The sequence below is a fragment of the Streptomyces sp. NPDC087845 genome (assembly GCF_044742755.1).
GTDB lineage: Bacteria > Actinomycetota > Actinomycetes > Streptomycetales > Streptomycetaceae > Streptomyces.
Window position 1 is genome coordinate 415957 of record NZ_JBIUVC010000009.1, and the last position, 9921, is coordinate 425877.

Sequence of the window (9921 nt, forward strand, 5' to 3'; positions counted from 1 at the left end):
CATTTGAGAAGAGACAGCCGGGGAGGAGACCCTTGCGGCGCATGGCCTGGTCGCGGCTGCGGCACCAGGTGGTGCAGTACTTGCGGGGGGCGGCGGGTGGCCTCGGGCAGCGGCTGGGCGCAGGTGGGGCAGTGGCCGGCCTCGATGACCGGGGCCAGGTTCTGGAGCAGCCGCCGGACGCGGTCTTCGTCTTCCGGGGTGTACGGCTCCGCGTCGGCCCGGCGGCCGGCGAGGAGTTCGGCGAAGACGGAGCGCAGCGCAGCGAGGTCGCGGCGGCAGGTGCCAAGGAGGTCGAGGTAGTCCTCCACCGGCCAGGTGGCCAGGACGGCGGACGGGAGAGGCAGAAGCCGACGGTGTCGATCCGGTAGTGGTCGGCGGTGTCGAGCAGGAGGTAGCCGAGCAATTGCCAGGCGCTGGCCTTGGGAAAGCGGTGCGGGTGCTTGTCGCTCTTGAAGTCGATGAGGAGTCCGTCGGCCACGAGGTCGGTGTCGGCGGTGATCCACGCGGCAGGGAACGTGGGGCCGGGTGTGCAGTTCTCGGGCCGGGTGTGGGCGCGCAGGGTGTTCAGGGGGCCGTCTGCGGCCTGGTGGAGCAGGTCGCGGTGCGGGAGCTGGAGGAGACGGTCGAGGGTGAAGGAGCCGGGGTCCTCTCGCGCGGCGAGGTGGAGCGGGGTGTGTTCGAATCCGAACGGGTTGCGGGCGAGGACCTGAAATCAGGCGGCGGCGATGAGGAGGCGGGCCAGGTTCTCCTCCTCATCGTGGGCACGGTCGATGGGGGTGGCGCGGTTGGCGAGGTCCAGGGTGTGGACGGTGTGCGTCAGCCGCGCGGCAAGCTCGTTGCCGACGGCTCGTTCCGCGGCGATGATCACGTCGTAGCGGTCCGCATAGCGTTCCGGCTCGTCCATGCTGAACCCCGCCGCCCAGGAAATGCCCGGCGCGGGCGTCCTTGACCCCGTCCCAGATCTCCACCAGCAGTCCGACCATCTGCGCTGCCCAGGCCTGCGGCGCGTCAGCGGGGGCGTTGTCCACCGCGTCGCAGCCTACCGCCCGCCCCGCTCGGCCCTACGTACGCGCAAGCGATACGGCTCGGAAGGCCGGACGGGAAGCCAACCAGGCTACTGGTTCAGGTAGTCCAGGAGTGCGGTGGCGTCGACTGCGGGTGCGCGGTCTCGGAGGAGTGCGGCGACCCGGGCGTGATAAGCGGGGGGCCAGCTTTCGTCCTCGCCCTCGTCCTCAGCGTCATCGGGACGGTTGAGGTACTCCACGACGTAGGCCTGAGTGAAGCAGGCCAGCAGCAGGACGAAGTCGGCCACCGTGGGCGCAACCCAGAACGGCCTCCACGAGCCCGTGCCGTGCATCGCAATGCCGACTCGGGTGCCCGGCGCCGCCGTGTCGGCGACGAACGGATCTCCCGAGTGGTCGGCGATGACCACCCACTCGTCCGGCCAGCCCACCATCCGGTGCCCGTCGTTGCCGTGCCAGCGGTAGCCGGACTGGTACGGGACCAGGCCCCGAGCAGGGGTCAGGATGATCCCTCCGAGCGGGGCGGGGATGTCAACCGTGTCGAGTGGGCCGGAGGTCCCGTAGAGGCTCCACAGCTCCGGCGACACCGGCAGGTCCCGGGCCACCGCCTCAAGATCGGCTGCCAGGCAGGGCCCGAACGTCCCGCTGACACCGGCACGTTGCAACGCGTCGATCAGCATCGCTACCGCCGACCCGAGCGCTTCTTCGGAGTCTGCCATGTCGCGGAGCATATGACGCCGACGCACCCCACGGAGGCCTGCTGGAGCTCTGCCACACTGGGCCGGTGATCAATTTCAGGTTCGGCCTGCTGCCGGTGGAGGAGATCCAACCCTGGGGCGGTGTCGGCGAGAGCCCCCGCCTGAGCTGGTTCGGACTGACCGACGGCTGGTACTGCGTCGATGTGGCCGGCCACGAGCTGCTCCGCTATGTGGACCGCGCACCGCACCCGCCGGACGGCGAACAGGGCGGCCGTGCGGCGAGCTCGTACGTCGACTACTTCGTGGTCCGGTTCTGGGAGGACATCCTCGAAATGGTTCCGAGGGTGATGGAGCCGGTGCCGGAGGATCTGGTCGCATTCGTGTCCGGTGACGAAACGCACTGGGCCTCGGCCGACACCTCGGAGGCCGAGGAGGCGGCCGACTGGCACAGCCACCACCATCTGGACATGGGGCACTTGCGGAATCCATCCGAGCTCCGCTGGTGGCGGACGGTGGCCGACGGCGAGGATGTGATGACCGTCAGCTGGCAGCACGAACCCGGCGGCGGGATCGAGTTCACCGCTCCCGCGAAGGGCCGGGTGACTCTGCCGACAGCCTCGTTCGTCGCCGCGGTGACGGAACTCGACCGCGCGCTGCTGGCCGTCATGGAGCAGCGCGTCACGGAGTTGGAGGCAGTCGGACCACCGCCCGGCGTCCACATCGACCTGCGCCATCTGCGCCACGAGCAGCAGGACCGGGCGACCTGGTTGCAGCGGGCGTGGGGCCGAGCGTGCGACACCGACTGGGACGCCGTACGGGCCGGGGCCCGAGAGCTCCTGCGCCCGCACCGGGGCTCGGCAGGTGGCAGTGACAGGATGGAGGAGTGACGACGAAGCGTGACGTCCCGGCCCACAGCGACCTTCTCGCGGCGAAGGCGTTGGTGTACGACCCGGGCGAGTTCGCCTGCTCGCGACCCGTACCCGAGGCGGAGAGCGCCGCGTACGGCACTCACGAGTTCACACTGGACGGCGCCGCCGTCAGGGCACATCCCTGAGGACGGGCCGGTCGACCCCGTGTGCGCTCGGGCGCTGCACCACGCTTAGTGGTCAACGTCGGAAGTAATTCGGGGGTTTGACGCAGGGTGGGACCTATGCGGGGGCTTGGTCACATCTACTCGCCCACGGTTATTGATCGTGCGTTGAAAGGGTGTCCTACACTGCAAGCGCCGGGCACAGGCACGAGGGGAGAAGGTGAGTGGACATCAACGTCCGTGGGTTGATGTCGTTGCCGGCCCAGCAACGCTACCGGCTTCTCGCCGACCGACTGAACGCCTACCGCCTATGGGCGTACGAGGACCTTTTCCCTTCGGCGTTCGCCGACGCCGTCGACATCATCTATACACGTGGCGAGCAGCATGTCGATGCCCAGCGGTTCGTCGACCACACGTTCATCAACCTGATAACCAGACCCGGCGACCTGGTGGCGTTGTGCCGGCGAATCCCTGCCGAGCACCTGCGTCTGGCGGTTGTGGAGGCCTACGTCCGTCATCCTCTGGTCCCGCGCGACGTGCTGGCCGCCATGGGCGCCTCGGGTGAGGTGTATCGGGAGCTTCCGCCCGGGGGCTGGGCCGAGGTGCCGATGCTCCTGCATGCATCCGCCAGACTCAATGCTGAGCCGACCCGCCGCTTCGAGCTCCATGAGCTGGTTCCGTTCGGTACCGTCCACGACCGGCCGTGCGCCCGGTCGGTCCTTCACTCGGCTCTGGAGGCGGACCAGCTCACCGACCAGGCTCGCGCAGCCGTGCTGAGTCCCGGCGGCGCCGAGATACCCGCGCCCGCCTTCCATGGCGGCCAACGAGCGCAGGTGGTGGTCAATGAACGTAACCGCACACCCCACTGCGGCAGCGTCCGGGACAAGGTCTGGCACTACAGGGATCAGCAGTGGTACTTCTTCCTGCGCGACGACTCCGGGCGCAAGATCAGTAAGCGGTACTCCGCCGCGGACCTGCAAGCCCGTTGCTTCTGACAACCGACCCACGGCACAGGCAGCTTGGCCGGACTCACCGTGTCCGCTCAGGATGGTGAGCGGGGCGTTGGAGTGCTGTCGCAGGATAGGGGGATGGGTGTCGGCCCCGTCGCCCAATGTCTCCAGAGGATCGGCCGTTCCATCCCGTGCTCGTCACCCCCGCCGTGCAAGTCGTGCTGACCGCCTCCGAGCGCCGTCTGGCTTTGTCATCTTGAACTGGGCCTGGCTCAAACAGGGTGAGACCGGGGTCCTGTCGAAGGGATCACGTGGTCGGGCTATACCTCGGGCGGGGGCGCGAGCACCATCGGCCAGTCGTCATAGGTCGCGAGCAGCTCGTCCAGTGAAACGTCCGGGCCCGCGGTAAAGACGGCGGTCCCCTCGGACAGTCGTACGGACGGCTCCGGGCTGGCCGCTGTCTGCGCGCGCAGGACCACCACGGCCTCCGGGTCGACGGCCGACCGACCAGGGAAGTCGGCGGGGTCCACGCCGACCGCGCGCAACGCGGCCGGATAGACGGCGACGTCGACCACCAGCCAGCCGCCGTCGCGTGCGTGCTCGGCCCAACCGTCGGTCTGCAACAGGCAGGCCCACCCGTTCATCTCGTGGCAGTAGTCGCCGAGCCGGACCACAGCGCGCTCCCCGGGCGTGCCATCGGGATCGACGACGAGGACGGCGACGGGCACGTCCCGTTCGTCAGGGTCGACGCCGGGGCGAACGTAAAGCCGGCCCACAGGGAAGCCTCCAAGGGGGTGTCGGGTCGGGTGGGCACTAGTACAGCACAATGCGACCGGACACCTCACCTGTACGGGAACACGGCCGATCACCCGAGCGGGTGCGCCGGTATCCGCCGGACATGACCGACGCGGAGGAGACGGTTGCCCGGACGATCGTCAGTGGCCGGTGCTAAGTTCCGGTCCTCGTCACGACGGAGGGGATTCCCGATGCAGCAGATATGGGCGCGGATCGAGACCGTGCTCGGGCGGATCGCCCCGAAGGTGCTGGCCGCGATGCCGGCCGGTGCCACCGAGGAAGAGATCGAGGCAGTGGAGGCCGTGATGGGGGTGGAGCTTCCGGAGGATGTCAGGGACTCCTACCGCTGCCACGACGGTCTGCCGGGGGTCCTGATCGGTTGGCACGCCGCGCTCTACTCGCTCGGCGAGATGGTGGACGACTGGCGCCAGCGGGCCGTTGACGCCGGAGACCCGCCTTGGGACGAGCGGGAGGAGGACGGCGTGATCCGCCGGGACATTTCCTGGTCCGCCGGGTGGATCCCCTTCATCGGGATCGGCAATGGTGACGTGATCTGCATCGATCTGGATCCGCCCACCCCGGAGCGCCGTGGTCAGGTCATCGACTGGTCGCACGAGGGCTGGCGGGCCCGGTACGAGACCGCCGGTCTGCGGGAGTTCCTGGAGGACTTCGCCACGGACCTGGAGGCCGACCGCTACCAGGTCGACGAGACGGGCGGCGCGTGGAGCGACAGCGGCCTGCCGCTGGTGATGCTGAAGGACTGAGGACGAGGCCCGCCCAGTAGGTGGGTACCCGGGTAACCCAGGGGCGCGGGGGCTGCGCTATGCGGGAGGCCGCGGGCCGGCGCCTTCCGGACTCGCGCAGCTCCGCGCGCCCCTGTTGTCGCTGATCGATGGCCCACTGGCGGAGCCTCATGGAAGCAATGGTCGTACCGATCAGTTCGTCTGGCGGTCGAACGGGGTTCCCACCTGTTCCCCCACCGTCCCCCATAGGTTCGGCTGCCCCTTCCCGTGCTCGTCGCCCCTGCCGTGCCCGTCGTCCTGACCGCCTCCGAGCGCCGCCGGCTGAAGAAGATGGCATAAGGTCACAAGATCCCGTATCAGGCCCGGCAGCGGGCAACCATCGTGCTGCTGGCGGCTCGGGGGAGTTCCAACACCCGGGCGGCCGCGCAGACGCGGATGCACGTGGACACGGTGCGTACCTGGCGGGGCCGGTTCGCCGCCGGCGGCCTGCCTGCCCTCGCCGACCGCAAGCGCTCGGGCAGGCCGCCCTCGTTCACGCCGCTACCGGTCACCGAAGTCGAGCCGCTGGCCTGCCAGTTACCCGCCGAGACCGGCACCCCGCTGTCACGCTGGTCGTGTCCGGAACTGGCCCGCGAGGTGGTCGCCAGGGCCATCGCCTCGGCCGTGTCGGCCTCCACGGTGCGCCGTCGCACAGCTCGACCGGCACCCCACCGACCACGGCACTATCAACCTCGGCATCCCTGCGATCACCGGTCACAACAGGATTCCCCGCCAGCCCCCTCCACCGGAAGCGGACTGACCACCGAGCCAAGGCGACACGGGAGTTCAGAGAAGTTCACGGCAACCAGGCGCGTGCCCATCAAGATGGTGGTGGAAGGGTGGCAGCGAGGGAGTCATCGATGTCTAATCCGTACGCTGTAGCGATGATTGCTACTTGTACGCCCATGCCGGCGCGAAATTCTCCGACAGCTTCCCCGAAGAGGTAATCGAGCATCAGGTAGTGACGCCTCCGAAATAGCCTGCGAAGAGAACCATCTTCGCCTGCCATATCCTCGCTGATCTCTGCTCGTTCCAGGAATCGATGACAATGGCTTCGCATCTGCTTCAGCGGTACGCTCAGCTGTTTAGCAATCCCCCCTTGTCCGAGTATTTCAGTAAGGAAAGCCCGGATCTCCTGTACCGAATTGACGCATTCCGCAGGAACCTCAAAGGTTATTGCATACCAGAGCACCCTTCGGTCTTCCAGGAATGAGATCACTCGCCGAGCAACTTCCACATCAACTCGTGGTGGAGTCCACTGAACACCGAAAATCGGGGTACTGAAGCTAGTTATACGGGAGGCAATCTCAGAGAACTTCACCCGACACAGGGTAGTGCTCGCAGGTCCGCGTTCTCCAGTGTGCGGCCACGAAGTTGACCGCCCCCGCGCGGCCCAGAGGTGGCGCAAACGCGCGACCGCGCCAGCTCCGTCTCTCTTCAGCCCCGTAGTTCAGAGAAGCCCGTGTCCGCTGCTCCCTCCTACGCCCCGACCCCGCCCAACGCGGCCGGCTCGTCGAGATCCGAGACAACCTCATCGCCCGGATCACGGAGGCCGAGCAGGAGTGCTGGCTTGGCGAAATCGAAGGGCTCCGCGTCAGCCTCGCGGGCGCGCAATCCAAAATCGACCAGATCGACTCCGCTACCGCCAGCAAACCGTTCCTACCGGGGATGCCGACGCCGCGACCGTCCGGGCCGTGAGCTTCGTATGCTCACAGCGCCCGAGGCTACTGGGCGCGCGGACGTCACACGACTTACAACTGATCCCCCGTGCCGGCTGGTTCCGGAGGATGCGTCCCACCACCGTCCTTGATGTCCTGCTCGCAGGTGGGTCCGTCGTAGGACTGGTCATTGGGGATCAATAGCACTCCGGCAACCTGCTCAGGGTGCTCGACGACGAGCCAGTCGTCGCCCGTGAGGGCACCGTCCGGCTCGGGCCATGCCCCGGACGAATAGACCGTCTGACACCCCAACGCCACGCGATCCCTATCGACCGCACAGGCATCCACGCCGGGGCCGGAGATCTCGTCGGCGCCGTCGAAACGGTAGTGGAAGTGGACCCGGTCACCTTCGGCGGGCACCTGCGGGTGGGGCCCAAGGCGCCAGTCAACGGCCTCGGCGGTAACGCCGAGAGGCCGCCCAGATGTGTCCTCGATCTCCACCCTCACACCGGCCTCACCGCGCTCCGCCGTCGCGTCGGTGCAGCCCCAGGGAGAAGAGCAGCCGGACAGAGCGAGGATCACCAGAGCCAACGGGGCACCGGCAAGCAGCCGTGCGGGGAACACCAAGGTGACCTCCAGTCGGGGCAGGGCCGAGCAGTGCAGCCCGGGGCCTGGCAGCCGCGGGTGATAGCGACGAGCGCCTGCGGTGGTGAAGCCGAAGCACACTGGTCAGCCCTGGAAGACCAGGCGAATGTCCTGGTTGGTGATGAAGGAGAGCGCTTCGCCGTCCGGAAGGACCGACCGCAGCGCCTCATACACCGCCCGGACGCGTTCCGGCCCGTACGCACGCATGTCGTCGGTGGCCTGCAGGAGCAGGCCGCCCCCAGGCAGAGGCGCCACCACCGAGAACGCCCCCGTGGTCACCGCTCCGTCCTGACCACCGAGCCGCAGGGCGACACCGGGCGAGCAGACGGTGATCCAGGAGTAGCCACGGAGCTCGCTGCGCCTGTCGGGCCGGCTCGGCGGTTTGGAACCGCGATTCTCGCCGTAGGGCTTGAAGGCCCTGCGGGTCACCGGCTGCGTCGCGGACTGCTCGATCGCGGTCGTCGCCGTACCGAGGTGGTCGGCAAGAAGAACGGCCGGCTTGTAGCCCGTGGTGGCGCCGTTGGCCGTCGACCGGACCACGGTCGGGGCGCCCTGGTGCACAAGGCACGGGTCGCACGGGTGATCTTCCCCGCCGCGGTGGTGAGTTCGGTCTCGCCGAGATACAGCATGCTGCCGGACGGGGTGCTCTTCAGGATGCGGTTGCCCTCGGCGTCGTACACGTACGTGGTGGTGACGGACGGGCAAGAAGGCGGCGACCGGCGGAGCGCCCGGGCCCGGGCCCGCGTCCCGGCCCCATGGCCGTCCGGCAGAGGGCTCCAGGCCGACCGCTCGGCTTCCTGGAGGGCAGGACGGGTGGTGAACACGGACACCGCTCCTTGGTGCGGCTTCCGGGAGGCCGGGCGGCCACGCCCGGACAGGCGGCGGACAGGTACGTCCGGCGCGGGCAACTCCCGCGCGGGCCGGTCCCCCGCGCAGGCTCAGTACCAGTCGTCGCTCCTGGGCGGGTCGCAGAGTTCGAAGACCACCTCGCCCGCAGCCGGATCGTCACCGGTGACCGGGCGGACGCGCGAACCGACCGCCACCAGGTGCGGCGCGGCGCCGACGACGCGGCAGCGGAACACGAAGCCCTCGGGGAGCCGGACGAGGGACTCGTTGCGCGCCGCATCCGTGTAGCGGTGCACGACGCCGGACCTCACCACGACACCCAGTCCGGCGCTGTGTTCGGGCTTCAGGTCGCTTGACGCGCACACCGGGCACAGCAGCCTCCGGAAGGAGGCCGTGCCGCACCAGCGGCACCGGTGGTAGTACAGGCCGGCTTCCTCATGCACCGCCTGCACGGTGCCACTTGACGACTGGGACATGTTTCGACCCCCTGCGCTCGGTTCGGATGCGCCGCACCTGCGCGTCGGCGCGTCCGCACCCTAGGGCACTGAGTGCTGAAACGTAAAGGCACTCAGTGCCAGATCAAGGCCGGCCGGGGGGTCAGCCCTGGCCGATGGCCGACTCGACCTGTTGCACGACGCGCCACATCGGAGCACCCTTCGCCGCGACCATGACCACCACATCGCCCTCGGGCGGGGGCGGGGGCGCACCCCCGGCGGCGGCGCTCCCCCAGGTCTGGCGCACCAGCCCGAGGGCGTGGTCCACCGCGGCCTCCGCGTCCCCCTCGCCGCCGGAACGCAGCCAGGTCCGCAGCCCGTTGTTGTGCGCGGCCACCACGGACGCGGCGATCACCTCGGCCCGCAACGCGCCGTCCCCCGACCCGCCGTACCGGCCGCGGAGATAGCCGGCCAGCGTCTGCTCGTACCGGCGCACGACGGACAGTTCGTAGGTGCGCAGCCCGGGTACCTCCCGGGTGAGCCGGTAGCGCTGGACGGAGAATTCGGGGTTGGCCGAGTACATCCGCAGCACGAGCCGGGCCGCGTCGCACACCGCGTCGACCGGCTCCGCGTCACCGACCGCCGCCAGGAAGGCGGTCATGTCGGCGAGGCAGCGCTCGTGGTCCGGGAAGACCGCGTCCTCCTTGGAGGGGAAGTACCGGAAGAACGACCGGCGCCCGACTCCGGCCCGCGCCACGATGTCGTCCACCGTGGTCTGCTCGAAGCCCCGCTCCAGGAAGAGCTGGAAGGCCGCCTGGGCGAGCACCTCCCGCATGGGGGCCTTCTTCGCCGGTCTGCGTGCGTCAGTCATGCGGGGAACGTAGCACCGGAGAGCACCGAATGGCACCAGGTTCCTTTACAGAGGGTACTGAGTGCCATATCGTCATCCCTACGAACCACACCCAGGTAGGAGAGCCGGCGTGAGCTTGAGGATCGTTGTCTGTGTGAAGTACGTGCCCGACGCCACGGGTGACCGGCATTTCGCCGATGACCTGACGGTG

General features: G+C 68.8%; 14 protein-coding genes and 1 pseudogene. 7 read left to right on the top strand and 8 right to left on the bottom strand.

The annotated features are described in order from the left end of the window. Window positions 1–41: 41 nt before the first annotated feature. Window positions 42–368, top strand: coding sequence for a hypothetical protein (locus ACIOMQ_RS24655; RefSeq protein WP_401756031.1), 327 nt, complete (start codon window positions 42–44; stop codon window positions 366–368). Between the two features lie 344 nt (window positions 369–712). Here the strand turns inward: ACIOMQ_RS24655 and ACIOMQ_RS24660 are convergent, their stop codons facing one another. Continuing rightward, window positions 713–904 carry a hypothetical protein gene (locus ACIOMQ_RS24660; protein ID WP_362197064.1) on the bottom strand — a complete coding sequence of 64 codons (192 nt, stop codon included), beginning with the start codon at window positions 902–904 and terminating at the stop codon, window positions 713–715. A 210-nt stretch (window positions 905–1114) separates the two neighbouring features. After that, on the bottom strand, window positions 1115–1741 hold the full coding sequence (locus ACIOMQ_RS24665) for a hypothetical protein (RefSeq protein ID WP_402190333.1): 627 nt from the start codon (window positions 1739–1741) through the stop codon (window positions 1115–1117). Between the two features lie 65 nt (window positions 1742–1806). Between ACIOMQ_RS24665 and ACIOMQ_RS24670 the strand changes: the two genes are divergently transcribed. The 3 genes from ACIOMQ_RS24670 (at window position 1807) to ACIOMQ_RS24680 (ending at window position 3745) form a co-directional block, all read left to right on the top strand. Next, window positions 1807–2607: a DUF5984 family protein gene (locus tag ACIOMQ_RS24670; RefSeq protein ID WP_402190336.1), complete on the top strand. Its 801-nt coding sequence runs from the start codon at window positions 1807–1809 to the stop codon at window positions 2605–2607. Further along, window positions 2604–2774, top strand: a complete 171-nt coding sequence (locus ACIOMQ_RS24675; protein ID WP_402190339.1) for a hypothetical protein — start codon at window positions 2604–2606, stop codon at window positions 2772–2774. The genes ACIOMQ_RS24670 and ACIOMQ_RS24675 overlap by 4 nt, the downstream gene beginning before the upstream one ends. Before the next feature lie 200 nt (window positions 2775–2974). After that, window positions 2975–3745: a hypothetical protein gene (locus ACIOMQ_RS24680; RefSeq protein WP_362197076.1), complete on the top strand. Its 771-nt coding sequence runs from the start codon at window positions 2975–2977 to the stop codon at window positions 3743–3745. A gap of 275 nt (window positions 3746–4020) precedes the next feature. Here the strand turns inward: ACIOMQ_RS24680 and ACIOMQ_RS24685 are convergent, their stop codons facing one another. Next, the gene (locus tag ACIOMQ_RS24685; protein ID WP_362197079.1) at window positions 4021–4428 is read right to left on the bottom strand and encodes a hypothetical protein; all 408 of its coding nucleotides are present in this window, start codon (window positions 4426–4428) and stop codon (window positions 4021–4023) included. A 258-nt stretch (window positions 4429–4686) separates the two neighbouring features. Between ACIOMQ_RS24685 and ACIOMQ_RS24690 the strand changes: the two genes are divergently transcribed. Together ACIOMQ_RS24690 and ACIOMQ_RS24695 are read left to right on the top strand one after the other, a co-directional pair. Further along, window positions 4687–5259: an SMI1/KNR4 family protein gene (locus ACIOMQ_RS24690; RefSeq protein ID WP_362197082.1), complete on the top strand. Its 573-nt coding sequence runs from the start codon at window positions 4687–4689 to the stop codon at window positions 5257–5259. A gap of 360 nt (window positions 5260–5619) precedes the next feature. Next, window positions 5620–6159, top strand: coding sequence for a helix-turn-helix domain-containing protein (locus ACIOMQ_RS24695; RefSeq protein ID WP_402190341.1), 540 nt, complete (start codon window positions 5620–5622; stop codon window positions 6157–6159). Here the strand turns inward: ACIOMQ_RS24695 and ACIOMQ_RS24700 are convergent. The 5 genes from ACIOMQ_RS24700 to ACIOMQ_RS24720 all read right to left on the bottom strand — a co-directional run bounded on the left by ACIOMQ_RS24700 (window position 6098) and on the right by ACIOMQ_RS24720 (window position 9695). Further along, a complete protein-coding gene (locus ACIOMQ_RS24700; RefSeq protein WP_362197088.1) occupies window positions 6098–6598 on the bottom strand; it encodes a DUF6650 family protein in 501 nt (166 codons plus the stop codon). The genes ACIOMQ_RS24695 and ACIOMQ_RS24700 overlap by 62 nt on opposite strands. Before the next feature lie 430 nt (window positions 6599–7028). Further along, window positions 7029–7559 carry a hypothetical protein gene (locus ACIOMQ_RS24705; protein ID WP_402190353.1) on the bottom strand — a complete coding sequence of 177 codons (531 nt, stop codon included), beginning with the start codon at window positions 7557–7559 and terminating at the stop codon, window positions 7029–7031. Between the two features lie 105 nt (window positions 7560–7664). Continuing rightward, complete coding sequence (locus ACIOMQ_RS24710; RefSeq protein ID WP_362197092.1) at window positions 7665–8120, bottom strand: hypothetical protein; 456 nt, start codon at window positions 8118–8120, stop codon at window positions 7665–7667. Window positions 8121–8518: 398 nt separating this feature from the next. Further along, on the bottom strand, window positions 8519–8902 hold the full coding sequence (locus ACIOMQ_RS24715) for a Zn-ribbon domain-containing OB-fold protein (protein ID WP_401942014.1): 384 nt from the start codon (window positions 8900–8902) through the stop codon (window positions 8519–8521). A 121-nt stretch (window positions 8903–9023) separates the two neighbouring features. Continuing rightward, window positions 9024–9695, bottom strand: a complete 672-nt coding sequence (locus ACIOMQ_RS24720) for a TetR family transcriptional regulator (RefSeq protein WP_401266053.1) — start codon at window positions 9693–9695, stop codon at window positions 9024–9026. A gap of 145 nt (window positions 9696–9840) precedes the next feature. On the opposite strand from ACIOMQ_RS24720, the pseudogene ACIOMQ_RS24725 reads away from it, so the two are divergent. Next, window positions 9841–9921: pseudogene (locus ACIOMQ_RS24725) on the top strand (electron transfer flavoprotein subunit beta); the annotation flags it as partial.

Coding starts and splice junctions, on each gene's coding strand:
- ACIOMQ_RS24655 (WP_401756031.1), top strand. CDS start 42: ATGGCCTGGTCGCGGCTGCGGCACCAGGTGGTGCAGTACTTGCGGGGG.
- ACIOMQ_RS24660 (WP_362197064.1), bottom strand. CDS start 904: ATGGACGAGCCGGAACGCTATGCGGACCGCTACGACGTGATCATCGCC.
- ACIOMQ_RS24665 (WP_402190333.1), bottom strand. CDS start 1,741: ATGGCAGACTCCGAAGAAGCGCTCGGGTCGGCGGTAGCGATGCTGATC.
- ACIOMQ_RS24690 (WP_362197082.1), top strand. CDS start 4,687: ATGCAGCAGATATGGGCGCGGATCGAGACCGTGCTCGGGCGGATCGCC.
- ACIOMQ_RS24715 (WP_401942014.1), bottom strand. CDS start 8,902: ATGTCCCAGTCGTCAAGTGGCACCGTGCAGGCGGTGCATGAGGAAGCC.
- ACIOMQ_RS24720 (WP_401266053.1), bottom strand. CDS start 9,695: ATGCGGGAGGTGCTCGCCCAGGCGGCCTTCCAGCTCTTCCTGGAGCGG.